32 protein-coding genes and 1 other RNA gene are annotated in these 25,932 nt (G+C 64.9%); 17 read left to right on the top strand and 16 right to left on the bottom strand.

All coding sequences use genetic code 11. The features are described 5' to 3' along the window. The first annotated feature begins 2 nt into the window (after window positions 1-2). The 14 genes from LK459_RS17255 to LK459_RS17195 all read left to right on the top strand — a co-directional run bounded on the left by LK459_RS17255 (window position 3) and on the right by LK459_RS17195 (window position 7,162). Window positions 3-809 (top strand): hypothetical protein, encoded by an 807-nt coding sequence (locus LK459_RS17255; protein WP_227919764.1) that lies wholly within the window; start codon window positions 3-5, stop codon window positions 807-809. Window positions 810-916: 107 nt separating this feature from the next. Beyond that, window positions 917-1,675, top strand: coding sequence for a terminase large subunit domain-containing protein (locus tag LK459_RS23350; RefSeq protein WP_407648612.1), 759 nt, complete (start codon window positions 917-919; stop codon window positions 1,673-1,675). Further along, a complete protein-coding gene (locus LK459_RS23345; protein WP_407648610.1) occupies window positions 1,633-2,379 on the top strand; it encodes a phage terminase large subunit family protein in 747 nt (248 codons plus the stop codon). Before LK459_RS23350 ends, LK459_RS23345 begins: the two co-directional genes overlap by 43 nt. Window positions 2,380-2,477: 98 nt before the next feature. Further along, window positions 2,478-2,735: a hypothetical protein gene (locus tag LK459_RS17245; protein ID WP_227919763.1), complete on the top strand. Its 258-nt coding sequence runs from the start codon at window positions 2,478-2,480 to the stop codon at window positions 2,733-2,735. Between the two features lie 106 nt (window positions 2,736-2,841). Beyond that, entirely contained in the window at window positions 2,842-3,114 is a 273-nt protein-coding gene (locus LK459_RS17240) for a hypothetical protein (protein ID WP_227919762.1), read from the top strand. Continuing rightward, window positions 3,114-3,308, top strand: a complete 195-nt coding sequence (locus LK459_RS17235) for a hypothetical protein (RefSeq protein ID WP_227919760.1) — start codon at window positions 3,114-3,116, stop codon at window positions 3,306-3,308. The genes LK459_RS17240 and LK459_RS17235 overlap by 1 nt, the downstream gene beginning before the upstream one ends. After that, window positions 3,298-3,615: a hypothetical protein gene (locus LK459_RS17230; protein ID WP_227919759.1), complete on the top strand. Its 318-nt coding sequence runs from the start codon at window positions 3,298-3,300 to the stop codon at window positions 3,613-3,615. Before LK459_RS17235 ends, LK459_RS17230 begins: the two co-directional genes overlap by 11 nt. Then, the gene (locus tag LK459_RS17225; RefSeq protein ID WP_227919758.1) at window positions 3,612-3,782 is read left to right on the top strand and encodes a hypothetical protein; all 171 of its coding nucleotides are present in this window, start codon (window positions 3,612-3,614) and stop codon (window positions 3,780-3,782) included. The genes LK459_RS17230 and LK459_RS17225 overlap by 4 nt, the downstream gene beginning before the upstream one ends. A 45-nt stretch (window positions 3,783-3,827) precedes the next feature. After that, window positions 3,828-4,070 carry a hypothetical protein gene (locus tag LK459_RS17220; protein ID WP_227919757.1) on the top strand — a complete coding sequence of 81 codons (243 nt, stop codon included), beginning with the start codon at window positions 3,828-3,830 and terminating at the stop codon, window positions 4,068-4,070. Window positions 4,071-4,108: 38 nt separating this feature from the next. Beyond that, window positions 4,109-4,534, top strand: coding sequence for a hypothetical protein (locus LK459_RS17215; protein WP_227919755.1), 426 nt, complete (start codon window positions 4,109-4,111; stop codon window positions 4,532-4,534). A 127-nt stretch (window positions 4,535-4,661) separates the two neighbouring features. Then, window positions 4,662-5,207: a hypothetical protein gene (locus tag LK459_RS17210; RefSeq protein WP_227919754.1), complete on the top strand. Its 546-nt coding sequence runs from the start codon at window positions 4,662-4,664 to the stop codon at window positions 5,205-5,207. 25 nt (window positions 5,208-5,232) lie between these two features. After that, complete coding sequence (locus LK459_RS17205; protein WP_227919753.1) at window positions 5,233-6,000, top strand: hypothetical protein; 768 nt, start codon at window positions 5,233-5,235, stop codon at window positions 5,998-6,000. 69 nt (window positions 6,001-6,069) lie between these two features. Next, complete coding sequence (locus LK459_RS17200) at window positions 6,070-6,501, top strand: LexA family transcriptional regulator (protein ID WP_227919751.1); 432 nt, start codon at window positions 6,070-6,072, stop codon at window positions 6,499-6,501. Window positions 6,502-6,628: 127 nt separating this feature from the next. Then, window positions 6,629-7,162 (top strand): COG1361 family protein, encoded by a 534-nt coding sequence (locus tag LK459_RS17195; protein WP_227919750.1) that lies wholly within the window; start codon window positions 6,629-6,631, stop codon window positions 7,160-7,162. A gap of 311 nt (window positions 7,163-7,473) precedes the next feature. On the opposite strand, the gene LK459_RS17190 is transcribed toward LK459_RS17195, so the two are convergent. Both LK459_RS17190 and ykgO read right to left on the bottom strand, forming a co-directional pair. Then, window positions 7,474-8,061, bottom strand: a complete 588-nt coding sequence (locus tag LK459_RS17190; protein WP_227919749.1) for a dihydrofolate reductase family protein — start codon at window positions 8,059-8,061, stop codon at window positions 7,474-7,476. Between the two features lie 125 nt (window positions 8,062-8,186). Next, window positions 8,187-8,309 (bottom strand): type B 50S ribosomal protein L36, encoded by a 123-nt coding sequence (gene ykgO / locus LK459_RS17185; RefSeq protein ID WP_227919748.1) that lies wholly within the window; start codon window positions 8,307-8,309, stop codon window positions 8,187-8,189. 224 nt (window positions 8,310-8,533) lie between these two features. Between ykgO and LK459_RS17180 the strand changes: the two genes are divergently transcribed. Further along, window positions 8,534-9,703, top strand: coding sequence for an aminotransferase-like domain-containing protein (locus LK459_RS17180; RefSeq protein ID WP_227919747.1), 1,170 nt, complete (start codon window positions 8,534-8,536; stop codon window positions 9,701-9,703). A 152-nt stretch (window positions 9,704-9,855) separates the two neighbouring features. Here LK459_RS17180 and LK459_RS17175 read toward each other — a convergent pair whose 3' ends face one another. The 5 genes from LK459_RS17175 to pgm form a co-directional block, all read right to left on the bottom strand. Further along, window positions 9,856-11,670 (bottom strand): HNH endonuclease signature motif containing protein, encoded by a 1,815-nt coding sequence (locus tag LK459_RS17175; RefSeq protein WP_227919746.1) that lies wholly within the window; start codon window positions 11,668-11,670, stop codon window positions 9,856-9,858. Between the two features lie 540 nt (window positions 11,671-12,210). After that, the gene (locus LK459_RS17170) at window positions 12,211-12,801 is read right to left on the bottom strand and encodes a DUF1269 domain-containing protein (RefSeq protein WP_227919745.1); all 591 of its coding nucleotides are present in this window, start codon (window positions 12,799-12,801) and stop codon (window positions 12,211-12,213) included. A 108-nt stretch (window positions 12,802-12,909) separates the two neighbouring features. Then, entirely contained in the window at window positions 12,910-13,737 is an 828-nt protein-coding gene (locus tag LK459_RS17165; RefSeq protein ID WP_227919744.1) for a YczE/YyaS/YitT family protein, read from the bottom strand. A 142-nt stretch (window positions 13,738-13,879) separates the two neighbouring features. Beyond that, window positions 13,880-14,629: a DsbA family protein gene (locus LK459_RS17160; protein ID WP_227919743.1), complete on the bottom strand. Its 750-nt coding sequence runs from the start codon at window positions 14,627-14,629 to the stop codon at window positions 13,880-13,882. Between the two features lie 118 nt (window positions 14,630-14,747). Beyond that, complete coding sequence (pgm, locus tag LK459_RS17155) at window positions 14,748-16,388, bottom strand: phosphoglucomutase (alpha-D-glucose-1,6-bisphosphate-dependent) (protein ID WP_227919741.1); 1,641 nt, start codon at window positions 16,386-16,388, stop codon at window positions 14,748-14,750. A gap of 70 nt (window positions 16,389-16,458) precedes the next feature. On the opposite strand from pgm, the gene LK459_RS17150 reads away from it, so the two are divergent. Further along, window positions 16,459-17,046, top strand: coding sequence for an alpha/beta hydrolase (locus tag LK459_RS17150; protein WP_227919740.1), 588 nt, complete (start codon window positions 16,459-16,461; stop codon window positions 17,044-17,046). 81 nt (window positions 17,047-17,127) lie between these two features. Then, window positions 17,128-17,730 (top strand): TetR/AcrR family transcriptional regulator, encoded by a 603-nt coding sequence (locus LK459_RS17145; RefSeq protein WP_227919739.1) that lies wholly within the window; start codon window positions 17,128-17,130, stop codon window positions 17,728-17,730. Window positions 17,731-17,863: 133 nt separating this feature from the next. Here LK459_RS17145 and ssrA read toward each other — a convergent pair. From ssrA to prfB, 9 genes are all read right to left on the bottom strand, one after another. Beyond that, window positions 17,864-18,236: a transfer-messenger RNA gene (ssrA, locus tag LK459_RS17140) on the bottom strand. Between the two features lie 107 nt (window positions 18,237-18,343). Then, a complete protein-coding gene (locus LK459_RS17135) occupies window positions 18,344-19,318 on the bottom strand; it encodes an alpha/beta hydrolase (RefSeq protein ID WP_227919737.1) in 975 nt (324 codons plus the stop codon). Between the two features lie 216 nt (window positions 19,319-19,534). Continuing rightward, on the bottom strand, window positions 19,535-20,740 hold the full coding sequence (locus LK459_RS17130; protein WP_227923829.1) for a glycoside hydrolase family 27 protein: 1,206 nt from the start codon (window positions 20,738-20,740) through the stop codon (window positions 19,535-19,537). A 110-nt stretch (window positions 20,741-20,850) separates the two neighbouring features. After that, window positions 20,851-21,324 carry an SsrA-binding protein SmpB gene (gene smpB / locus LK459_RS17125; RefSeq protein WP_005170871.1) on the bottom strand — a complete coding sequence of 158 codons (474 nt, stop codon included), beginning with the start codon at window positions 21,322-21,324 and terminating at the stop codon, window positions 20,851-20,853. A gap of 82 nt (window positions 21,325-21,406) precedes the next feature. Next, window positions 21,407-22,318: a permease-like cell division protein FtsX gene (ftsX, locus tag LK459_RS17120; protein ID WP_227919736.1), complete on the bottom strand. Its 912-nt coding sequence runs from the start codon at window positions 22,316-22,318 to the stop codon at window positions 21,407-21,409. A 102-nt stretch (window positions 22,319-22,420) separates the two neighbouring features. Beyond that, complete coding sequence (gene ftsE / locus LK459_RS17115; protein ID WP_007240836.1) at window positions 22,421-23,107, bottom strand: cell division ATP-binding protein FtsE; 687 nt, start codon at window positions 23,105-23,107, stop codon at window positions 22,421-22,423. 90 nt (window positions 23,108-23,197) lie between these two features. Further along, on the bottom strand, window positions 23,198-23,806 hold the full coding sequence (locus tag LK459_RS17110; protein WP_227919734.1) for a hypothetical protein: 609 nt from the start codon (window positions 23,804-23,806) through the stop codon (window positions 23,198-23,200). After that, complete coding sequence (locus LK459_RS17105; protein ID WP_007240834.1) at window positions 23,806-24,789, bottom strand: mechanosensitive ion channel family protein; 984 nt, start codon at window positions 24,787-24,789, stop codon at window positions 23,806-23,808. Before LK459_RS17105 ends, LK459_RS17110 begins: the two co-directional genes overlap by 1 nt. Then, window positions 24,776-25,891 (bottom strand): peptide chain release factor 2, encoded by a 1,116-nt coding sequence (prfB, locus tag LK459_RS17100; RefSeq protein ID WP_007240833.1) that lies wholly within the window; start codon window positions 25,889-25,891, stop codon window positions 24,776-24,778. The genes LK459_RS17105 and prfB overlap by 14 nt, the downstream gene beginning before the upstream one ends. Window positions 25,892-25,932 lie beyond the last annotated feature (41 nt).

Raw genomic sequence — 25,932 nt, 5'->3', positions numbered from 1 at the left:
GCATGGACCTGGAGCCTATTGTCTCAGTACTCGCTGCCGTTTTGGCGGCTGGCGCAGGCTCGTTGAGCCTTGGCGCATTGGCGGCGTTGCGGTCAGCCTGGCAACGACGATTCAAGCAAGACGAAGACGCCAGCGAGTTGTCGGTCGCGGTTGAGCATCAGCGGAAGCGAGATACCTTCACACCTCGGCTTCCTACCGAGGCGTACCGGAAAGATGGTCCCTTCCCACCGAAGGTCAGTGAGGACGACATCGGGGCTCTGCTGGAGTCAGCCGCCTCCCGGGCAGATGCCACTAAAGATGCCTTCTGGACCGGACCGGAGGCCGAACTGTCGTCGCAAGGAAACGACGATGCACTCCCAGAGCAGTCAAGCGGCGATTCATCCACCCAGATCGACAATGGAACAGTCAGTCACGACACGACACTGCTGGAATTCACAGCCGCAGCACGGTCTCGAATCAACTCCGAGGCCAATGACCTAATCAGGGGCTACGAAATCGAGGCAGCCCGATTCGCATACGGTGCGGGCGCAAGCGTTGTGGACGTTCAGCACGTGGCTGCGAGCAAAGAGCAGGTTGTGCAGATGCAGCTGCGACAAGTGAATAGCGGTAAGGGACGCACCCCTGAGCAGAGAGCTTTCCTCGTTGCAGCTGGCGCGCTCTGCTCGGGTTTCGCAGCTGGAACGACACCATCCCTGTTTGCTGACTTCTCGATAGGCTGGCTCATCGCGGTCGTCGTCGCAGGCATCGCCGGAATTACGCTGCTCGTACTGGGAAACCCTTGGTGGCCGAGGCAGAAGTCAGCGCATTAGTACCGCAGCGCCCGCAGTTCTGACAAGCCGCGTCATGACCGAAGTCAATACGGCTTCGCCGATTCTTCGCAGCGGTGATGCACGCCAGGACCGTAGCGTTCGGCCACATGAGCGCCACCGCATCGACTCCTCTCCGGTCCCTCGTCGGCTGCCGGATCGTCCAGGCCGCGCGGGCGAAGCGCCGCGCCGAGTCACCGGCTGAGCTGGCACACCGGCTCGACCCCGGATTCGTGGTGACCCCTACTATCGCTCTGCTGTCAGACCTCGCGGTGCGCTCCGTCGTCGAGCCCGACCAGCGCGACATCGTGACTACCCCACCACGCACCGGCAAGAGTCGCCTACTGGCGATCTGGACTGTGGTCTGGGCGCTGGCCGGTGACCCCGATCGTCAGGTCGTCCTCGTCAGCTACTCCGATGAGCTGGCGCAGGCGCACTCCCGCGAGGCACGCCAGCTCATCGCCGAGCACGCCGACATCCTCGGAATCCAGCTCAACCCCGACAAGACAGCGGTGGGTCGGTGGCGGGTCAACGGGCACAAGGGCGGACTACTCGCAACCGGAATCAATAGCGGTGTAACGGGTTTCGGTGCTGACCTACTCATCATTGACGACCCGGTGAAGGATGCCACCGAGTCCGACTCGGCGGCGCATCGCAGACGGGTGGTCAGTGAGTACCGCTCGACCCTGTCGACCCGCGTGCATCCTGGCGGGTCGGTGTTGCTGGTCATGACCCGGTGGCACGAACAGGACTCGCGGGTGAACTCCTCGACGCCGAGCCTGATGTGTGGACCCATACCAACATCCCGGCAGTGTCGGAGACCGGTGTGCCTGATGCTCTGGACCGGGAGCGGCGCGGCGTCGCGATGACCTCGGCGCTGGGCTACACCCCGGACCACTACGCAGCGGCGCGACGGACGTCTGGCGAGCGCACCTGGTTCTCGCTGTACCAAGGTGTCCCGACCCCGCCCGACGGTGGTCTGGTGCATCGCGAGTGGTTCGACCGGTGGCGGCTGTCGGCTCCTCCGGTCGACCCGGTGCTGACCGTCGTCGGCGTCGACCCGTCCGACTCTGGTCGCGGTGACTCCTGCGGCATTGTGGCCACCTCGGTCGGCTCCGACGGTGTGGTCGCGGTGCTCGCCGACCGGTCCGCCCCGATGACGTCCGATCAGTGGGCACGCGCAGCGGTGGAGCTGGCGATCGACGTCGGCGCATCGGTGATCGCCGTCGAGGGATTCACCACCGCCGAGACCTATCGGCAGGTGGTCGAGAATGCCATCACCGCAATGAGTCCGCCGCACCCGATCAGGGTCTCGCCGTGGCGGGCCAAAGGTGATGCGGTCGCCCGATCGTCGGCGCTACTCCAGGGACTCGAAACCGGCACCGTCCGCGTCGTCGGCGAGCTTCCCGGTCTCGAAGGCGCGGCGGCGTTGTGGCAGGCCGGGCAGCATCAGCCCGACCAGCTCGCGGCGCTGGTCGTTGCGCACGACGTCGCGGCCCGTGCCGCTTGTGCCCGCGTTGAGTTCGCCCTACCTGCTGGCGGATCGGCGAACGGGCGTTGCCCGGCGAGGTAACCGCGATGGACGCCTACCTGCGTCGCAGGGTCAGCACTCGGCCGGCCTAGCGGCGCAGCGCCCCTGGCTTTGCACCCCCGCTCTCTACTGTCTGCGGCATGAGTCCAACCACCGCAGTGATCAGTCCGGCCTCGCGGCCTCCGGCGTCGTGGCAGTCACGCCTCGCCGCCCTGAAGTCGCGAGGTGCAACCGACGACGATCCCCGGATCGTCGAGTGCCACAACGCACTCGCGTTCTGGCGATGCAAGCGGGTGATCGACGTCGAGGCAGGACACCTCGCGCCTGAGCACGCCGACGCGCTGGCCGATCTGTTGCGCAGTCCCACCGACCCCCGATCGCAGATCACCACGACCTGAGATCGAGACACCGCTATCAGCTGAGCCTCGGCAGCGGGCAGCACCCCACCACCCGCACCGCTGTCCAGGTTGGACACGGTGCACCACCTACCGAGGAGTCCACGACATGACCACCACCGAGAACCACCACGAGATCGAGAAACACATCGTGAGCCTGATCCGATCCCACGTCGCCGACGGCGAGTTCGTGCGCCTGGCCGACATCGAGGCCGAGATCGGCGGCACCTACTGGGCGCGCACGGAGATCATCACCGATCTCTGGACGCGCGGTGTGATCGACGTCGTCAAGGTCGGCGGCTCGCCGTTGGTCTCGGTCCCGTGGCCGGGATTCGCACACAACCCCGCCAAGGGTCCTCGTCGGTTGATGGCGGTGGCGTGATGGCAACGACCGTCTACGACATCGGCGCGACGCTGACCGCTACCGTGCTCGACCGACCGGACCACCTCGACCGAGAAGCATTGGCGGCGTGGATGTCTGAAGTGATCGAGCACGTGATCGCGGGCCGCGTCGAGACCGCGCGACGGCTCGCTCGACGGCTACCCGGCCCGAACGGAGACAACTGTGCCCGATGACCGCCACGAACCCGACCGCCTCGAACTACTCCGGGAGCAACTGAAGCCCACCGACGGTGACTGGCAGCGTGCGTATGCGCTCGCCGAGGCCAACGCCAACCGCGACCGCGAGGCCGTCGCCGGGGTTTTCGCCGAGGCCATCGAGGCCGGAGACCAGCCGCGCCTGGTCGCGTTGATCGTCGCCTATCTGGCGGTGCTGCCCCCGCCCCGCCTCGCGCTGGTGCAGGCCGCACGGCTGCGAGCGACCGACGCGGTATTCGACAACATCGTCGCCGACTTCGGCGGCCAGAGCGGAGACGATCAATGACCGGTCACGACGCCAGCGCCGATCCGAGCGACGTCGACAACGCAGATGCCCGAACCGAGGCATCCGAGGGTGATCGCCCCGGCAGCTTGTTTCACCGCGCCAGCAGGCGACACAGCGGCGAACAGGTCCTCGACGACGATGGCCAGCCATGGTCGAACATCGACTAGATACGTTGCGCTACAACACAACACCGACACAGTAAGGCATTGACCATGACCCGCACTCTGCCCGCGCACGGCACGCACAGCCGATTCACCGGGAGCGCCAAGACGCGCCAGACGCGACCGCCGACGCAGACCGAGCAGCGCGAGCGGCGGCGAAAGCACCTGCCGATCGTCTACACCAACGCATTCGATCTCGTCACGGAGATTCGGGCGATCACCGCCCCGCTCGCCGAGCTGGTCGCGGCTCAGCCTGCCCCGGCACGATTCGCGCTCCCGAGGTCGAGGACCTGACGAACGCGGTCAGCGGTGCGCCTCGGCACATCGTGAAGATGGTCGCCGAGAGCGAGGCCCGGCTGAAGACCGCGCGGATTCCTGCATCGAACCGAGACCGCGCCAAGCGCGCACTGATCGAGTTGGTCGACCTACCCGGCGATCCCGAGATCGACGCCGAGGCCATCGCGGCGGGCACCTGGCCGGAAACACTCGCCGAGCACGCCGCACCGCACGCGAGGTCGCTGTCGGAGCTACTGGGTCGCGCGCTGCCTCCGGGTCAGACGCGAGGAGCTGTGTCGATCTCCGAGCGTCTGGAGACCACGCTGCGCGAGATCGACGCCGCAGCGCTCGCCCTCGCACGCCGCGTCGCCTATGTGCAGGCGCATCACGACGAGGATGCACCCGCCCGCACGCGGTCTCGCCGATCCGATGCCAAGGCCGACGCCCGCGCCACCCTCGACGAACTCGGCATCGACGCATAACCGATCTGACCATCTGACCGGGCTATCTCCTGTCGCCCACCGTCGAGACACCGGCCCGCCTGGTTGCGGACCGGGGCCGGTGTCTCGACACCACCTCACCCGCACCCCCACAGCGAATGATGAGAGCATGACCAGCGCACTGACGTACTCGAACATCACCGAACGCGAGCGGCTGCGGCTGCACCTCGCAGTCCACGAGGCGGCGCACAGCGTCGCGACCGTCATCCTCGGCGGGCACGTCGACCGGGCACAGATCCTCGACGGCAAACGCTTCGGGCTGCGCGGTGAGACCACGACCCGCGATCTCCTGCTAGAACACGAGCCGTTGGTCGCCTTCGCAGGACCGTGGGCAGAGTCGAGGTGGCGACACGGTGAGCGCCCGCCGATCAGCGAGGTATGGCGGAATCTGGACCGTTGCGGGCGGCGCGATCGAGACGCCATCACCGCCGCCTGCGGCACCGCGCTACCCCCGCAGCGCCACCGCGTCGAGGCACACCTGAGCACGACGTGGGATGCCGTAATCTCGGTCGCCAAGCTGCTGCACCGCGAGGGCGAGATCAGGCACGCCGACGTCTGCCGCGCGCTGGACATCCCGCCGGAGAACAACGGGCACCACCGCTCGATCATCGCCTCCGGTAGCTGGCCGGTCCGCGTGAGCCAGCCGACCATCTGAGAACTCAAAACCCTACGGAGACAACATGATTACGACCCCCGACCTGAACCCGGTCGAGTTCGAGGCACCGCTGGTCAACCCGAGCCCGTCAGGTCTGTTCGCGGCGACCACCTGGACTGATGACGAGGTGCCCCGCTGGCTCGCTGGCGGCGTCCGCGTACGGCTGCACAACTACAGCGGCGAGGATGCGTTCGGCATCTGGGCAGCCGACTGGTGCCCCGATCCCGACTCAGACGAGCTGAAGACCGGGACCCGCCCCGACGTGCCGGACCCGTTCGACCCGATCACGTCGTGGGCGTTCGACATCTGCGACATGACCACGCCGTCGCAGGCCGAGGTCCGCACGCGGGTACAGCAGAACTTCCTGCTGGTCGAACAGGTCGCCGTCGAGCGCGAGTTCGCCGCCCGGCTGATCGCCGACGCACCCGCTGGACCCACACCGGGCGACATCGTCGCAGCGGTGGGACACCTGGAGGCTGAGCTGGCCAAGACCAACACGGTCGGTCTAATCCACGCCTCCGCAGCGGTGGCTGCCGCAGCGGCACAAGCGAATCTGATCGTCACCAGTGGCGGCGCAGCCCGTACCCCGCTCGGCCACCTCTGGGTGTTCGGAGGCGGCTACGTCGAGGGTCTGGGCAAGGCGTTGGTCGCAACCTCACCGACCTACGGCTGGCGCGAAACCGTGGCCGTCCGCGATACCCTCGCACCGACTCAGAATGAGTTCCTGGCCATCGCCGAGCGGTCGGTAATCGTCGGATACGAACGGGCCGTCGCGACCGCCTGGCTGGAGTGAGTCCACCGCACGAGGGAATCCCGGCGCTTATGCCCGACATTGTCGGCACGTCGCGGCATACTCGCGCGCATGGACGATACCTGGACCAACCGAGACCTGCCCGTACTCCGTGCCGCCGTCGAAATCTACGACCGCACTGGATCGTTTGTGCAGCCGCACGAGATCGTCGATGCGAGCGAGTTCGACCACGCGACCGTGCAGCGCGCCTTACGGGCGCTCTGCCGCGAGCCGTACTTCGAGAGCGAGGAAACGGATTACGACGGAATCCCCGCTGTCGGTCCACCCACAGGTGCTGCGCTCAGAGTCGCTGGGCAGTGGCCCTCTCCGGAGAATCAACTGGAGCGATTGATCGACGCGCTCCAGACCGCAGCCGACGATCCCGCACGACCAGACGACGAACGGAGTCGATTCCGGCAGGCCGCAGCATGGCTCGGCACGACTGCATCCGCTATCGCCATCGGTGCGCTCGGCGGCGCTGGCGGCAATATGCTGACCGGTTAAACGCAGCCCTGCTCCCGGATTGTCGTACTAGTCGGTTCTAATGATCGGCATGAGCTGCTTTCTGGACTTCTGGCACTGGTGGACGACCGCACGGGTAGCGTCGGCTGCCGCCGTCGCGGGAGCTGGAATGGCTGTCATCACGGGCACTACAGCCGTCCGGGCACTACGGCACAACAAAGACGCCACCGCTCGCACCAAACGGCCAATGATGGTTGCAGTTCTCCGCCCCACCGGAACGATGTCGGCGGGGCTCGTTGTTTCAAACGCGGGACCGTCGATCGCTCGCGACGTCAAGGTGTCGTTCGACCCGCCGTTACCCGCCCATGCCACGACCAGCGCCGGGGAGCCAAGCATCATCCCGTTTGTTCGTAACCGTTACTCGAAGTCGATTGCTGCCTGGGCACCGGGGTACACGGCGCGGAACGAGTTCTTGATCTTGGGTGACGACAAGGATGAGCACGGTCGTCTGATTAACGAGGACGGCATCGCACGCGAGACCGACATCGTCTTCGACTACCAGGACGACGACGGCAACCATTACTCCGAGCGCATGTCACTGGACCCCACCTTGATCGAGGGCGAGACATGGTCCGTCAACAAGCGCAACAAGGGTGGGAAGGAAACCATCCTCCATGATGGATCGCCATGGTTAAGCGAGTGACGTGCAGGGCAGCCAACGAACACCCGTTCGGGGCTGTGCTCGATTGCCTACCGATTGCCTAAGACGCCGAGACACCGGGTGCGACGCGGTAGACAGACCAGACACGAACACCGAGGTCAGGTGCGACGCGGGATGACGGCGAAGACACCCGCGCACACCGGCTTTCACACTGGCAGTGTGGGGGTCAGGGGTTCGAGTCCCCTTAGCTCCACCGAAGAATCCCCTCCGACCGGCGGTCGGAGGGGATTCTCGCTTGTAGGCAGACCTTCGCCACACGGATCGGAGCTCACCGCATCGGTCGTCCCCTGGACTCAGTCGGCCCCGATCCTGTACGACATCGCGATGGTTCCGAGTCCCGTGGTGTACGAATCGACAAGCGTGAGCGCGCATGGATTCAGCAGTTCATCGAAGAGGCGCTTACCGGACCCGAGAATCAGCGGGTGGACAAATAGTCGAAGCCCGTCGAGCAGTCCCGCCCCGATGAGTGTGCGGACGAGCACACCGCTACCGAGGATGGTGACCGTGCCGTCACCGTCTTCCTTGAAGGAGCGCGCGGCCGAGACCACCTCGCCACCGATCGCATACGTATGACGCCAATCGAACCTCGTCATCGTGTTCGTGACGACGTATTTCTCCGCGGAGTTGAGCTGGGCCGCGACAGGGTCGCTGTCCGCGACGAACGGCCAATGAGCCGCCATCAATTCGTAGGTCTTGCGCCCGAACAGAAACGCAGATGTGTCGCCGAGACCATCGTCACCACGTGATGGTTGCACCTCGGCTCCGTACCGAGCGCCCCAGCCACCGTGCTCAAACCCGCCACCCCGATCTTCGTCGGGTGAACCCAACCCCTGCATGACACCGTCGACGGACAAGAACTCGATCGCGACCAGACTTCGCATGATGCGCTCCTCTCACACACCATCGTGCGCCCGCAGACAAGACATGCCCAAGGGGCGCGATTCAAGCTGGTATGACGGTCGCTGACCTCTCGCCGGTCAGATCGGGCTCGAGGCCTCGTGACCCTTCAGCCCTGTCGCGCCTTGAAACGCGGTTCCTTCTTGTTGATCACGAACACCCTGCCGCGTCGCCGTACCACCTGCGCACCGGGCTTCTTCTTGAGTGATCTCACCGAGTTGCGAACCTTCATACCGACTATCGTAAATGATAGTCGTTATCATTAGTGCTTCACCCTCCCATTCGGCGGACTCGATACCGTGGGCAATCAGGCGAGGTTCCATATAGTGGGATAGATATACCGATCAGTGAGAAATGCGGTTATGCTGGGTGCGGGCGATTCACCCGCGCACGCCTTCCCGGTGACCATCCGCATCACCTCCCCGTTCATGCCACGAGAACAGGAGCGATGCACCTATGCCGCACCCACTGACCCTGCCGACGTCACCGATAGGATCTGCCGCGCTGAGGAGTGTGCGCGGATCGGCGATTCGCAACCTCCTCGCCGTCACCGAGAACCCCGAGGTGTTGAGCCTTGCCGGCGGACTTCCTGCCACCGAACTCATCCCCAGCGTTCGGATAGCCGACGCCGCACAGCACGTCCTGCGCAACCGCGACGCGCTGCAGTACACCGCCAGCTGCGGCGCATCTCGCTGCCGTGAGGTGGTGGCGAGTACCGACAATGTCGACCCGGCACGCATACTGCTGACCCACGGTTCGCAACAAGCCCTGTCGCTCCTCGCACAGGCACTGATCGACCCCGGTGACGTCGTCATCGTCGACGATCCTGTGTACGTCGGTGCGCTGCAGGCCTTTCAATGCGTGCGGGCACACATAGTCGCCCTGCCGATCACGGACTCGGGAACGAACACCGCGGCCCTGGCCGCTCTCCTCGCAGGAGGCGTCCGACCACGGGTCGTCCACACAGTCAGCAACTTCCACAACCCGTCCGGGGTCACCGCGACCAAGGACACCCGCGAGGAACTCGCGAATCTCGCTGAATCATATGGTTTTTGGATCATCGAAGATGACCCCTACGGTCGGCTCCGATTCGGCGGTGAGCCACAGAGTCCGATTCCCGGCGAGAGCGTCATCCGATTGGGTTCGGCGTCGAAGACTCTGGCCCCGGCACTGCGTGTCGGATGGCTGAACGCCCCACCCGCCATCGTGTCGCTTGTCGAGAGACTCAAACAGTGTGCGGATCTCTGCGGGTCGACGCTCAATCAGTTGATGGTTGCCGAAATGCTCTCGGACACTGCGTGGTTCGAGAGCCACGTCAGCAACGTCACGTCCGAGTACGGCACTCGCGCCGCCGCGTTGACATCGGCACTCGACGACGCCTTCGGCTGCTCCGTCGAGTACGCCTCCCCCACCGGCGGCATGTTCTGTTGGATTCGATTTCCTCGTTGCGATACCGGCGAGCTCTCGAATGTCGCACTGTCGCACGGGGTTGCCTTCGTTCCGGGAGCGGCATTCTCGGTGAGCACCGACATGAGTGAGTTCGCACGGCTCAGCTTTGCCACGCTGTCGCCGGAGGAACTTCGTGAGGCAGTTCGTCGACTGCGCACGGCAATCGACGATGTGTGAGCGCCTCACCCGACGCGCGACGCAGTCGGTCACCGAGCCGTTGAGCTCTCACTGCTCTGCGCACATCTACAGCTGCTTACACATGCGCCCGCCCCGCCACCAGGTGTGGTGGCGGGGTGCCGGTGCGCTGTGGTTGCCGGGGAGTGCGACGGTCAGGCCGCGTCGGGCAGAGGCGGGTCGACGCCGCCGGGCGGGTTGTCACCGCTAGCTGGATGGCCACCGTCGGGCGGGTCGGGGTCGCGTGGTCGGGGTGGGTTCCAGGTGATGTCGACGCGTCGGTCAACGGCGCGCTCGGGTGTGGTGTCGAGCAGCACGGTCAGTGCGTGGTGCTCGACAACGCTGATCGATATGGGTGTTGCTGGGCCGGCGCGATTCTCAGGCGCCTCGCCCCGACCGCCTGTCGCGCTCACGTCGCCGCGATCGACATCCTCCCGCACAGCACCAGCACCTGCATCAACAACCGCACCTGTGCCGACACCTGGGCCCGCAGCATCTGTGCTTGTGCGTGTGTGTCGGCGGCGTCGGTCTGCCGGGTGGGTGATGGTGCCGGTGGTGGTTTCGGCGCGTGTGGTGGTGAGGTGGTCGCGGAAGTCGGCGGCCACGTCCGCGGCCCGGTTGACGTGTTCAGGGTTGGGCGGCATGCCGGGGGCGGCGTTCAGCCGCCACGCCACGCGTCCGGTATCGGGGCCGTCGGTGATGATGCGGGTCGTGTACTGGCCGGGCTTGGGTCCGACCCGTGAATTGTGCATGTCGCACGCCGGTGCCAACTGGTCGATGTCGGTGCATCCGCCGTCGGCCCAGTCCTTGGCGGCGTGGTGCATCGCCACCCGCGACGCCGGCTGGGTACAGCCAGGGGCTGAACACGCGCCGCCGCCCTCGGCAGCGAACAACGCCAACCGCTGACCTGGCGAGGCGAGTCGTTTCGACCGCCCCAGATACAGCGGCACGGTGGTGTGCTCGGCGAATACCGCCAGGAACGGTTGCACCCCGGTCGACGAGTGGGCGGCCATTTCGATCAGATCCGGTATTGGCAAGAGCGTCCCGGATGCGGTCTGTGCCACCCCGGCCTGTGCCTCCAATTCGGCCAGCGTGGTTTTCACGATCACCTGGATCGGCAACCCGCGGTGGGTGCCGCCGAGCATGCCCGACTCCACCACCCGCGCCAGCAACGCGGAAAACGCATCATGGTTGCGTTGCGCTTGCGACCGCTGATCACGCGCGGCGGCCTCGGCGACCTGTTCGGCGTTCGCGGCCGTGACCGGCCCGACAGGTGAGGTGTCGTCGTCGGGATTGTTCATGCCGGGTTTGGCCCACGCATCCAGCACCACATCCAGGCGGGCGCGGGTCGCCGGATCGAGATCAGCCGTCAGCCGTGACATCAGGTCCGCACCCTGCCGGTTCACCCACAACCGGCGACGTCGTGTGCGGTCGGTGTCGTCGGTGACCGTGCCATCGGGATCGAGATGCGCCATCAACCGGGTACCGAGATTGGTGATCTCGTGCGGCGTGAAGTCGAGACCATAGCCAGCCATCTGCGCTTCGGCCGCCGCCCGCACGTCGGCCGGGATCTGATGGGGGATCTGATCCAACACCTCGAGCACCGCCCGCGCGCGGGCCGGCGCGATCTGACCATCAACCCAATACCGTGCCAACGTTGGACATGCCGGTTCCCGCACCTCACCCACGATCGAGGTGAACGAGCCGGTCGCGGTGATGATCTGTGAGCGGATCGCTGGATCCCCCACCCCCAACCGATCCGCCAGAAACCCACGCACATCCCGATACCCCAACGCGTGTGGCAGATTCCGATCCGACGCCTCCACCACCAACCGATCAGTCACCGCCGCAGCCGTCCTGCGTGCCAATCGTTCAGCCACCTGCGCCGCCTCGACCACACCGGCATCCGAGAGTTGCGACACCTCAACGGCTCCCAACTCATCGACCACCGACGCCAACCGCGACAACATCTCAGCTACCTGAGCATCCGCCGACCCCACCACCGCAGAACCCAACCCAGCAGCATCCAACAACGAAGGCGCGCACCCGGTTTCAGATCCAGTGTCACCAGGTGTCGAGTCGTCACCACGGACACCACCCCGAACATCGGCCTCGCCGCCATGATCACTGTTCACGCTCTGTCACCCCCGCCTGCCATCTCCACAACTACCACCTGGATCGAATATGTGTTCTACACTAGCCGACCCCATCGACAAGTTTCGGTGTCGGTCTGAGCACGTGGGCGACGGTCACGATCTTTGTTGGACACGGATGCTGCAGAACGTCGTCGGGGATGCGTCGACACAGAAGCGATCGGGACGAAAAGCGAACATTCGCCGTTATTCTTTGTGCCACACTGCATTACAAGTAAAGAAAGATATTACGCATACACATCACGTGAGTCCGGCCCCACTTTGCGGTCCAGAATCTGCAGTCCAGAACTTGTTCAGAGCACAACGCGACCCCTTCGATGAACGAAGGGGTCGCGTTGTGTCAGTACGAGTTTCAGCTCACGAGAACTTCGCCTTGAGCTTCTGGACGCGCTCGTCGCGCTTCTCCTTCTTCTCGGCCTTCTTCTCGTCGTGCATCTTCTTACGCGCGGCATCAGCTGCTGCCTCTGCAGCGTCCTGCTGAGCTTCGAGTTCGGACAGGACCTCGTCGAGCGGGCGACGCACGATTGCGCCGTTGTACTTGGTCACCAGAGCGTCGAGCGCAGCGGTGTCGGCCTCGTCGGTCTGCGCGATGATAGCGTTCCCGCCCGGCCGAACCGTCTTGCCGAACTCGGTGATCGCGTCGTCGATATCGTCTGAACGGCTCGCATCCACGAGCGCACCGCCCGCAGCGCCGAGGCCGAACCCGAGCAGGACTCCGAGGGGGCCGCCGAGCACGCCGATCAGCATGCCGAGGAGAGAGCCCCCGACCGTGGCGTCACCGGACTCGACGTCGCCGCCCTCGGTGACCGTCAGATGTCCGGCATCGTCGCGTTGGACGATCGCCGCAGAGACCAGTCCGACCGACGCGCCGGAGTTGGTGATGGTGTTGTACACCTCGTAGGTGGTCGAGTTCTCCTGGAAACTGATCGCTACGACATATTCGGTCATGTCCTGCCTTCCATTTCGCTGTTGGTGACTCGGTCCCCCCGCGCACGAGCTGCGCCCGCTTTTCCACCGTAGCGCGGAAACGCCGTGGCGGTGACTGATTGGCCCGTGTCAGAAGTGCGATCGGCCCATCACGACACGCGACTTTTTCGCACTCGCGGCCGTGAGGTCCTTGCGCATCAATGGTTTGTTCACCTTTTCGGTGAACGTCTCGATCAACGGTCCGGTGAAGAACGCCGTGACCACTGTGCCCGCGCCAATGGTGCCGTGGAAGATCACCGCGAGCACCACGAAGAACAGATCTTGGATCACGCGCACAACTCGATACGGCGCATTGGAGTGATCGACGATGATCGGCGCGACGGAGTCGTAAGGCGAATTGCCAAGTGCCGAAGTCATATACAGGGAAGCGCCATAGCTGAACAGCGTGATGCCTATGGCGAACATCACCATCTTCTGCCACGCTGCCGGGTTGTCGGAGAAATGAGGATCGAGCCAATCGCTGAACCACTGGACGAAATAGCCGACCAGGATCATATTCATGATCGACCCGATCCCGATGTACTGACGTCCCCACAACAGCATCGGAATGAACAGGACCGCGTTGCTGATCAACTGGTACGTACCGAGATCTATCCCGATTGTGTTGCTGATGCCGATGTTCGCGGCGGTGTACGGGTCGACGCCGACCTGGCCGACGCGAAGTACGGCCGACCCCAGGGAGAGAACGGCTATGCCCACCAACGCCCAGAAGATTCGACGTACGTAGTAGCCGTCCAAGAGTGTGGAATCAGACGGCGCCGAATCAGCCGCCGTGGCTCCGGTTGACGCCGCACTGGTCGACCGGGCGTCGGCTGATGCGGCGTCGGCGCTCCCTGTCGTTGGTCTGTCCGATCGATCGGAGTGCGTGTTGTCCCGACTGTCGTCTGGTCCGGCCATCGCTTACGTCACCGCCTCGGATGAAAGCCCCTCATAACAAGTGATACCAAGGGTGCCACCACTACGCCGACGATCGAGCGATTTCGGATCTTTGTGAGTGCGCGTCGCTGCAGGTTGTGCTTTTGCCATTACGGCAAGGCGATCACTCGCTCGCTTTGCCGAGAAGCTTGTCGAGCCATCCGGTACCGTCGAGGATTCCGTTGACGGGTTCGCCGCCCGAGAGCACCGTCGGTGTTGCCACCTGCCCACCAGTCGCCTTGGCGAGCTGGTTCTGGGATTCTTCTGCTGCCTTCTCACCCTCGGCGACCTTGGCGCCGTCGGTGATGCATTTCTGCGTCGCCGCACTGGCGCCCTGTGCGGCCGCGATCGTCGACAGATCGGCGTTCGACGGGTCGGAGTCGCTGCCCTCCTTGGGCTGATCCGCGAACAATGCGGTGTGGTACTTGAAGAAGACCTCGCGATTCTCGCCTGCGCCAACACATTGCAACGCGCCCGCCGCCCGACTCGAGTAGTCCCCCGACGCCGACTGACGATTCAGGAAGTTCAGCATGTGATACCGCACGCGCAGCTTCCCGGCGTCGACGGCACCGACGATCGCCTGCCCTGACTGTTGCTCGAACTGCTTGCACACGGGGCACATGAAGTCCTCGAAGACGTCGATCGTCGTCTTTGCGTCGGGCGCACCGATGATCAATGCGGCGTTGGAATTGAGGACCTGCTCGTTGGCCGTGCCGCCCTGGTCGCGGTTGCGGTTCCAGAGCACCCCTCCAACCACCAACGCGATCACCACCACGACCGCGATTCCCGGCAGCACGTAGGTCGACGTGCTCGACGTCGCCCGAGGCTGGTACTTCGACGTCGATGCGGGCCGTGGCTTGCGCCTGTCAGTCACAGATCATCCTTCGTGGTGTTCGCCGCGCCCCGGTGGCGAGGCCGGTGCCCGCCACCGATCGACAGCGGGCACCAGGGGCGAGCGTAACGCACCGACGATTCACGACAGCACCACCGTTTCAGGACAGGGCGGCGTCGACGACCTCCTGCGCCTGCTCCTGGACCCTCGCGAGGTGATCGGCTCCCTTGAAGGACTCCGCATAGATCTTGTACTTGTCCTCGGTCCCGGACGGTCTCGCCGCGAACCAGGCATCGGCGGTCGTCACCTTCACCCCACCGATGGGAGCGTTGTTGCCCGGCGCTTTTGTCATCACGGCGGTGATGGGGTCGCCCGCGAGGTCGGTGGCCGTGATCTGGTCGGCCGAGAGGTTCGCGAGCACGGCCTTCTGCTCGCGAGTGGCGGGTGCATCCGTTCTGGCATAAGCGGATTCGCCGTACTCGGCGGCCAGCTCCCGGTAGCGCTGCGACGGTGTCTTGCCGGTGACCGCGAGGATCTCCGATGCCAGCAACGCCATGATGATGCCGTCCTTGTCGGTCGACCACGGACCACCGTCGAATGTGAGGAACGACGCGCCGGCGCTCTCCTCTCCCCCGAAAGCGATGCTGCCGTCGAGCAGACCGTCGACGAACCATTTGAATCCCACCGGGACCTCGATGAGCTTGCGCCCGATCCCGGCGACGACACGGTCGATGAGACTCGAACTGACCAGCGTCTTTCCGACCGCCGCTTCGGGCGACCAGTTGGATCGATGCGTGTACAGGTAGTCGATCGCCACGGCCAGATAGTGATTGGGGTTCATCAGTCCGCCGTCGGGCGTGACGATGCCATGACGGTCGGCGTCGGTGTCGTTGCCGGTCGCGATGTCGTACGAATCACGTGAATCGATGAGCGACGCCATCGCGTCCGGTGACGAGCAGTCCATGCGGATCTGGCCGTCGGTGTCGAGTGTCATGAACGAAAACGTCGGGTCCACAGTCGGATTCACGACAGTCAGCTTGTCGAGGTTGTACCGGAATCCGATGGCCGCCCAGTACCCTACCGACGCGCCGCCGAGAGGGTCGGCGCCGATCCGGATGCCCGCGTTGCGGATCACCTCCATGTCGACGACGGAGGCCAGACCGTCGGTGTAGTTCATGACGAACGAGTAGTTGTGCACCAGATCGTCATGTCGGGCTTTGTCGAACGGAACACGTGCGACGCCATCGAGTTTCGCCGCGAGCAAGTCGTTGGCACGGTTGGCGATCCATGTCGTGGTCGCAGTGTCGGCAGGACCACCCGACGGAGGATCGTATTTGAACCCCCCGTCACGAGGCGGGTTGTGTGACGGTGTGACGACGATGCCGTCGGATTCGACACCGGGGTTGGCGGCGTTGAATGTGAGGATGGCGTGACTGATCGCAGGAGTCGGGGTGTAGGTGTCGTCCTCGGCCGTGAAGACCGTCACTCCGTTCGCGACGAGGACCTCGAGAGCCGACTGCCACGCCGGAACCGACAACGCGTGGGTGTCGAAACCGATGAACAGCGGGCCTGTGATACCCGCACCCTTCCGGTACTCGACGATCGCCTGGGTGATCGCGAGGATGTGCGCTTCGTTGAATGCGGTGTCGAGACTCGATCCCCTGTGCCCGGACGTTCCGAACACCACCCGCTGGCCCGGGTCGTTCGGGTCTGGCACCTTGTCGTAGTAGGCGCCGATCACCGCGTCGACGTCGATGAGGTCTTCGGGCAGAGCCGGAGTGCCGGCACGTGGGGAAGCCATATCTCTAGATTGTGCCCGAAACCGGGCGTCGACGTCAGTCACTTGTACCGCGGGCGGCATGCTGGAGACGATGACCCCGCGACTCAACGTGCTCGTCCTCCCCGGCGGCACCGACCACAGCTACCGTCCGTTCAGTCCAACGCAGGGCACAGCGTTGCGGATGTACCCGTTCACGTGGTCTATCCGAGCCCGCTTCCGTGGCGTCGTCGACGTTCGACAGGTTCGGTACAGGGTCTACGGCTGGAACGGCGGTCAGGAAAGCCCCATGCCGTATGCGCGCGCTGCTCTCGACGAGATCACCTCGGAACACCCCGGGGTGCCCGTCGCGCTCATCGGTCATTCGATGGGCGGCCGGGTCGCAGCGCATCTCGGTGCCGACGCGCGGGTCGTCGCAATACTCGCACTGGCGCCGTGGTGGCAACACCACGACTGGCGTCGAATCCGGCGCGGTGTACGAGTCCGCGCGATCCACGGTGACGCCGACACCCTCACCTCGCCGCGACGGACGGCAGAGGGCATCGCCGAACTGCGCGACAACGGCTACGACGCGACGTTCGTCTCGGTGCCGCACGGACACCACGCGATGCTCGACCACGTCCTCCTGTGGCAGGACGCAGCCTTGGAGTTCGTCCAGCGCGCGATCGATGACGTCGGCTGATCGACAGAACTTCAGCGACGGGCGTCTCACGCTGTCCGTACTGCGCACCTCGCGGCGGATCAGCGCGGTAGCGTGTTGCGCATGCCAGGTGCCGCTAGGCGGAAAACGATGTCGCAGAGCAGAATTCTCGCTGCGACATCAGCAATCCTGGCGACCGGTGAGCATTACGCCGACATCCCCGTCGAACGCATCCTCGAGGCAGCCGACGTCTCGCGATCGACGTTCTATCAGTGGTTCCCGGACAAGACCGCTCTCATCCTGCAACTGACCACACCACTCCTCGAGGAGTTCGTCGCCGCAGCGGACCGCTACTGGAAGCATCCCTCGCAGGCCCAACCGGAAACGCTCACCGACGTCATCGCAGAGCTGTTCGGCTCAGCACGTCGGTACCGGGTGATCTGGCGCGCCTACCTCGAGACGACGAGCACCGACGCAAGGTTCGGGGACAGTTTTCGGCGCGGCCTACAGAACTACATGGCCGACATCGCCGACCGCATCCGTACCGAGCAGGCCGCGGGACTCGTCTCCGCCGACATCAAGCCCGACCAGACCGCCCGCTTCATCGTCGTCGGCATGCAGGCCGGATTCTCGGACATCATGCAGCTCGACGACGACACCGACGATCGTGCATTCGCCGCGGCGATGGCCCGTTCGATCTGGCTGACGATGTACGGCGGCCGCTGAGCGTGATGCACCCCTGTCGTGCGACGTGAATCGACATCGGCACACGGTCCGCGTAGCGAAGATGTCAGAGCTCGCCTGATCGTACCGACACCACATAAAAAGCCTCCCACCTGCGTGAACAGGTGGGAGGCTTTCGTGGAGCTGCCGGGAATTGAACCCGGGTCCTCCGTCGCTTCGGTAGGGCTTCTCCGTGTGCAGTCCGCTCTGCCTCTACTCGGATCTCCCGGTCACGCGAACAAGCCGAGATGACGATCCCAGTCGCTGTGAGTTGTCCCGTTCACCCCCGCGACCGGAGTGGACGGTGAGCTCCTTTGAATGATGCCGGCACCGGGTCAAGGAGCGAAACCCGGGCCGACAGACACGCAGTCGCTGTCAGGCAGCGAGTGCGTAGTCGCGCTGATTCTTATCGGCGCTTAATTGGTTGCCGCGACGCTTAACGGTGGTCTCTGGCCTGCACCGACACGCTTCCCCCACCTCGACGCACGTAGTCGAAACCGATCAGCCCCGAGATGGTTCCACCGGAAACCGGCGGAAGCTCCACTATAACAACCCGCGACGCCGGGTTCATTCCCTTTCTCACCGGCGACTCAGTGCGAGCCGGCCGACGTCGTCATCAGGCCCCCAGCGCAGGCCCGATCACTCGCCAGCTGTCGCGCATCTCGGTAGCGAAGAGCGACCACGTGTGCGCGCCCTGGTCGAACACACGGTAGGTGTGCGGTATCCCCGCGCCGCGAAGTGCCCCGGCCATCTGGTCGGTGCACCACCGCGTCGCCATCTCCACCTCGGCGGGTCCGGCGAGGAGCGACGGCGCGCCCACCGGAGCGCCGTCGGTACGTCCGGGGAGACCCGACGCCACGCCCAGATAAATCGCCTTACCCCTTAATCGTTCCGGATGGCGTGAGGGGTCGTGGTCGACCCACGCAGCCGATCCGGGAGGCCCGAACATGTTCAGCGCATTCCCTCCACCGAGCGACGTCGTAGCGAATACGCCGGCGGTGGCAGGCGGCGCACTGATGGCCGGGCAACCGCTGTACGACGCCGCGGCCCGATAGAACGATCCGCCCCGACCTGCGATGTCGAGCGCAGGACCACCCGATAGCGACAATCCCGCAATCGCATTGCGGCCGTTGGTTTTCAGGGGCCCGGCGATCGCGGCGGGCAGTTCCCGCAGCAGATAGGTGGCCCACTTGTTGACCCCGAGGACCGGGTCGGGTCGCTGCCAATCGGCATACCAGGAGTACGGCCCACCGAGCGGCGACACCACGGTCACATTCTTGCCCGCGAAGAACGAGCGGTGGTCGGTCTGCTTGAGCCAGCTGTCACCCTCGACGCCACCGGAGCGCCCATTGAGCAGGTAGAAGACCGGCGCCGCGCTCCCGCCTCGTGGACGCAACACCTGATTCGGAATGACCTTCCCCATCGATGGCGAATAGACGTACACCATCGACAGTTGAGCGTCGACCCGATCGATCCTGACCACCGCCGCCGATGCAGGCGCCGCGAGCGCTGTACCGCTCAGCATTGTCGCGACCACGGCCGACAGCGCGGCGACAATCGACGCAGCGCGACGACTCGGTCTCGTCGACATCAGCTGTGGCCACACTCGACCCTCCTGTGACGCACGTGACGCATGTTGCAGTTGTGGCAGTCCTCTCCAGATCACCCGGCATGTCTAACCGTTTGCACAGCAAACGTCCAGATTCGACGCGCCGCTCGATCCGCATCGTCATCAGATCGCGACCGCACCGACCGCAACGAGACGTAGGCGAACCCTCCCCGTGACCGACCCCGCTGGTCGCGAGGCTCAGCGGATCTCGAGCATCACGGTGTCGTGGACACCGACCGGCACCGACAGTTCGCCGTGCTGCGCGGTGTACGAACGCCCGGTCCACGCATCGACCCCCGTCACCGAGGCGTCGCCCACGAGTCCGACACTTCCCAAGGGCACCGACAGCGTGCGCGGATGGTCCGCACGGTTGGTCAGCGAGATCACCAGTCCCTTGTCGCCGATCGCGCGAGACCACACCTCCGGGTCGTCGTCGACCATCGCCCCCGCGACGACGCGCGAGTCCTGATCGATGTCGACCGCCGTGGCATTGCGCAGCAGGTCACGAGTCTCCTGCGACATGGCGGTCAGGTCGTTACCCGTGATGAGTGGCGCGGCCATCATCGCCCACATCGACATCTGCGTCCGCTGCTGCGCAGCCGTCAATCGACCCATTCCGACGACGAGCATGTCGGGATCGAGAAAGGAACCGGGCTGGACCCGCGACGTCAACGGCCCCGCTGCGTCGATGATGTTCACGATCCCCTGTGAGCCGGACGGCCCGCCGGGCGTCGACCACGCAGGTGTGATGTCATTGGTCACCCGTGTCATCGTTGCCGTTCCGCCCCAATCGAATTCGGCACCTGGTACCGACCCGGACACACCGCTGTTGGGATTGATCGAGTAGACGATGGGACGCCGGGTGTCGCGCAGGGCATCGCGCATCGCGGTGAAGGACGAGACCTGATCGTCGTGATCGGAGTCGGACGAACACCAGTCGTACTTCAGATAGTCGACGCCCCACGCGGCGAACGTCGTGGCATCGAGCTCTTCGTGGCCGCCGCTGCCGGTCGCACCGGGATACACGCCCTGGAACTGGGTGCAGGTCTTGTCCCGCGCCCCCGAGTAGATCCCGAACAACAGGCCGCGCTCATGGAGATACGCGCCCAACGACGCCATCCCCGACGGAAAGCGGACCGGGTCCGCCTGCAATCGACCCGACGCGTCTCGCGTCGGCGCAGCCCAGCAGTCGTCGACGATCACGTACCGATATCCGGCGTCACGAAGCCCCGACGACACAAGTGCGTCGGCCTGCTCACGGACGACCTTCTCGGTGACCCCACAACCGAAGGTGTTCCAGCTGTTCCAGCCCATCGGTGGCGTGGCGGGCAGTCCACCGATCGCCGGCGCGTCGCCGCCGACCCTTCCCTGCTGTTGCGGCGTACAGCCCGCGAACACCATCATCGCCAGCAACAGAAGCGAACACACGACGACGCCTGTTCGTCGCGCACGCCACCCGGGCGATGCGCTGCGAATCACCCGCTTCGACGGCGCGTCCGGTGACCCGGTAGCGATCACATTCCCTTGACGCGACGGCCCAACTCACGCTCGACCTCGCGTTGTGCAGTGCGACGGGCGATGTCGTGGCGCTTGTCGTGCGCCTGCTTGCCGCGTGCGAGCGCCAGTTCGACCTTGACCTTGCCGTCGTTGAAATACAGCGACAGCGGCACCAACGTGAGGTTGCCGTCGCGGATCTTGCCGATGAGGTTGTCGATCTCCCTGCGATGCATGAGCAGCTTGCGCTTACGCAGCGGCGCATGGTTGGTCCACGAACCCCTGCCGTACTCGGCGATGTTCAGACCACGCAACCACACCTCGCCGTCGTCGATGGTCGCGAAGGCGTCGACCAGCGACGCCTTACCCTCGCGCAGGCTCTTGACCTCGGTACCCACCAACGCCACACCCGCTTCATAGGTGTCCAGGATGGTGTAGTCGTGGCGTGCCTTACGGTTCGACGCGATCACGTTCCGTCCCTTTTCCTTTGCCACTTTCCACCTCCTCTCTGTTTCGTCCGGGTCTATCGTCTGGGTCTGCGTCGGGTTCTAGCCGACTCGCGCGATGCTCGGAGCCTCACTCACGAACGTAGACACGCAGCGTGACATACGCCGTCCCGGCTGCCAACACAATTCCTGCGAGGATCAGCCATGGCGAGACGAACAAAACGTCGCCCGCGGTGATCCGCGCGAGGATGTTCACGCCGTACAGATCGTGCAACGCCTTGTCGAAGAAGAACACCTTCGCCGCGAACAGCCCGCCGATGGCGAGCAACGAACCGATGAACGCCGCGACAACCGCTTCCAACAGGAAGGGCAGTTGCGTGTACCACCTCGTCGCGCCCACGAGCCGCATGATCGACACCTCGGTACGTCTCGTGAACGCGGCCACCTGCACTGTGTTGACGATCAACAGGATCGCCGCCACCGCAAGGACCGCAGCCACCGCGAACGCCGCGTTGCGCACCCCGTCGAGCACGCTGAAGATGCGTTTGACCAACTCCCGTTGATCAAGAACACCGTCGACGCCGAGATCCTTCCGGCCGGCGTACTTGTCGAGCACTTCGCCGAAGCGGTTCGCGTCACTCATGCGCACTTTCAACGACGCCGGGTTGGCGTCGGGAGAGATCATGTCCGCGATCTCTGGCGCACTCTCCTCGAATGCCGCCTTGGCCGCCTTGTAGGCGTCGGCCTTGCTCACGTACGTCACCGATCCGACGCCCGGTTCCTTCTCGAGGTCGGCACGCAGCGTCGAGCATGGGGCACGTTGGCAGTCGGGATCGGCCGCGCTGACATCGTCGTTGATGTAGAACTGCATTTCGACGCGGTCGAGGAAGATCTTCTGACTCTTGTTGGCCATCTGGATGACCAACAACCCGCCACCGAGCATGCCGAGTGTGATGGCGGTGGTGAGGATCATCGCGATCGTCATCGTGACGTTGCGGCGGAGACCGTTGAAGACCTCGCTGAGGATGAAGTTCGCTCGCATGCTGCTGCTACACGTCCTTTGGTCTGTGTGGTGAGCGGGCTGACGGGCGTCGACAGGTCGGAGTGCGCGGCCGCGAACTCCGGCGCACATCGCACCCGACGGTCAGCCGATGCCGTACACGCCCTGCGCGTCGTTGCGGACGAGTTTGCCGTTGTCGAACTCGAGAACGCGACGTCGCATCGCGTCGACGATGTGGCGATCATGGGTGGCCATGACCACAGTGGTACCTCGCCTGTTCACCCGGTCGAGGACGTCCACGATCTCCTCGCTGGTCTCCGGATCGAGGTTTCCCGTCGGCTCGTCTGCCAGCAACACCAATGGCCGGTTGACGATCGCCCGAGCGATGGCGACGCGCTGCATCTCACCGCCCGACAACTCGTAGGGCATACGGTCCTGTTTTCCTTCGAGGCCCACATACTCGAGAACCTCCGGCACGACGCGGCGAATCGTCGACGGCTGCTTGCCGATCACCTCGAGCGCGAATGCGACGTTGTCGGCGACGGACTTCTGCTGCAGCAACCGGAAGTCCTGGAACACACACCCGATGGATTGCCGCAGCTTCGGCACGGTGCGCCCGCGGAGGCGGTTCACATGGAACTCGCCGACGTACACCTCGCCCGTCGTGGGCCTGTCCTCTTTGAGCAGCAGCCGGAAGAACGTCGACTTTCCGGAACCAGAGGGGCCGATGAGGAAGGCGAACTCGCCTTTGTCGACCTCCAGATCGAGATCGCTGAGGGCGGGCCGACTCGAAGCCTTGTACTTCATCGTCACGTTCTCCAGCTTGATCACGACATCAGAGTGTAACGGTGACGCCTGAGAGGTCCGTTCAGGTGACGCGCGGCACGTCTGTGCGAGGTCGGGTACGGGCAGGTTCCGCGCTCAGCGCGACGGAACCGCAGGCGTCTCGTTCTGCTGCGTCTGCCGGTTGAAGAGGTCGAACGGGCCGTTGCGCGAGGTCGTGGTCGGCTGACCCGAGGGCTCACCGGTCTGAGTGCCCTGCTCCCCTGGCGCGCCGGGCTCCTCGCTGCCGCCGACCGACGGTGCCAGCGAATCACTCGGTTCTGTACTCGACGGGTAGGACGTCGGCGACGAATACGTGGCCGAGGGGGTCGTCTGCACGGTGGTTCGGTGATGCGTAGGTGCCGGCGGAGGCTCCACGATGCCGTACCGCTGCGAGGTGTACCCGTAGAGCACCACGCAGACGATGAACAGCACTCCGACGATGGCCGTACTGGTGCGCGCCCTCGTGTGCGGAATGTGACTCCAGTCGCGGCTGGGGCGGAGACGACGCTGCGGTTCCTCCGGCTGTGGCGACGTCGGAGCGGCGACGTTGTCGGAGACAGCTTCTTTCTTGTCCGACGCGGTCGGGTCACCAGCGGCGACATCGGGCGCTCGTGCTGGTTCGACGTCCGCCTCGGGTGGACGGCTGTCGTCAGGATTGCGCCGCCCCGCATGCTGCGGCGGCTCGGGCTCGTGCCTGTGAACCATCACTGATCACCACCCGACGACTGGCTTGGTGCCGGATCGGGCATACCGCTCGGCGGCGCCGATCCGGCCTGCACCTCCCGACCGGACGCGACGTTGATGCCGCGGCTGGCCAGAGCGCGCACGATCCACGCGCGCAGTGCACGACTCACCTCGAACTGCTTGCCGGGCAGGGTCCGGGTCACCATGCGCACAGTCATCGAATCCAGCTCGAGGTTGGTCACACCGAGGGGAGACGGCGCGTCGAGCAACAGGTCGTGCCAGTACGGGTCGTGATAGAACCGCTGCCCGACCTCGGAGAGCACCTCGTTGACCACGCCGATGTCGGATTCGGCGGGCACCGGAACGTCGACGACCGCCCGCGCCCAGTCCTTCGACCGGTTGGTTGTCTTGATGACCTGACCGTTGGGAACGGTGATGACCTCGCCCTCCGACGTCCGCAGTCGGGTGATGCGCAAGGTCACATCCTCGACAGTGCCCTCGGCCTCGCCGTTGCCGGTGACCGTCAGGGCAACAACATCGCCGTAGCCGTACTGCTTCTCGGCGACGACGAAGAAACCGGCCAGGATGTCCTGGACGACGCGCTGCGCACCGAAACCGAGCGCGGCACCGATCACCGCCGTCGGACCGACGAGCCCGGACAGCGGCACGTGGAAGACGGTCAGGATGTGCAGGAACACGACGATGCCGACGACCACGACGAGCGACCACGACACCACGTCGATCATCGCGCGACGGTGTTTGGAGTCCTCGCTCTGCACGATCAGATCGCTGTTGTGGAACTGCGACTCGAGTCGGTCGGTGAACTTCTGAGCCGACCAACGGATGAAGCGCACGACCAGGATGCCGCCCAGAATCCAGATGACGATCTCGAGACCGCTTGTGGCCATCCAGCGGTAGAAGCGACCTATCACCGCCTCCGTCGCGCCCGGCGCGAAGGCGAGAGTGGTCATCTGCGCCTGTGCGAGGGCATCACGCATCGGCATCGGCCATCCGCCATCGGATACCGGCCTCGATGAACTCGTCGATGTCGCCGTCGAGAACCGTCGCCGGGTTGTTGTTCTCGACGTTGGTCCGCAGGTCTTTCACCATCTGGTAGGGGTGCAGCACGTAGGAGCGCATCTGGTTGCCCCAACTGGATCCGCCGTCACCCTTGAGCGCATCGAGTTCTGCGCGCTCCTCCTGCTGTTTGCGTGCGAGCAGTTTGGCCTGCAGCACACGCATCGCGGACGCCTTGTTCTGCAGCTGGCTCTTCTCGTTCTGACATGTCACGACGATGCCCGTCGGGATGTGTGTCAGTCGGACCGCCGAATCCGTGGTGTTCACCGACTGCCCACCGGGACCCGACGACCGGTAGACGTCGACCTTCACATCGTTCTCGTCGACGTCGATGTGGTCGGTGGTCTCGACGACGGGAAGCACCTCGACCTCGGCGAACGAGGTCTGACGACGGCCCTGGTTGTCGAACGGACTGATCCGGACCAGTCGGTGCGTGCCCTGCTCCACCGACAATGTGCCGTACATGTACGGCGACTTGACCGCGAACGTCGCCGACTTCAGGCCCGCCTCCTCCGCGTACGAGGTGTCGTAGACCTCGACGCCGTAGCCGTGCTTCTCCGCCCATCGGACGTACATGCGCATCAGCATCTGCGCCCAGTCGGCAGCGTCGACCCCGCCCGCTCCCGACCGGATGTTCACCACGGCGTCGCGCGAGTCGTACTCGCCGGCGAGCATGGTCTTGACCTCCATCGCCTGGATGTCGGCGCGCAACGAGGCGCGCTCGTCGTCGGCGTCGGCAAGTGCGGACGTGCGTGCCTCACCCTCTTCGGACTCGGCGAGCTCGTAGTGGACCGGCATGTCGTCGAGCCGCTGCCGCAACTCGGTGACGCGTCGCAACTCGGATTGGGCGTGCGACAGTTCGCTGGTCACCTTCTGCGCATGCTCCTGGTCGTTCCACAGGTCGGGGTCGGACGCCTGCATCTCGAGCTCGTCGATCCGCCTGCGCAACTCGTCGACGTCGAGGACCTTCTCGACGGTCGTCAGGGTCGAGTCGAGGGATTCGAGATCGGTTGCTACGTCAGGATGCACGGTTCACCAGGATACCGATTGCCGATCGCCGATGTGCCCCC

This window comes from Gordonia otitidis (genome assembly GCF_020735545.1).
Taxonomy (GTDB): Bacteria; Actinomycetota; Actinomycetes; order Mycobacteriales; family Mycobacteriaceae; genus Gordonia; species Gordonia otitidis.
Note: the sequence above shows the minus strand (reverse complement) of the source record. Positions and strands in the feature narration are given on the sequence as shown.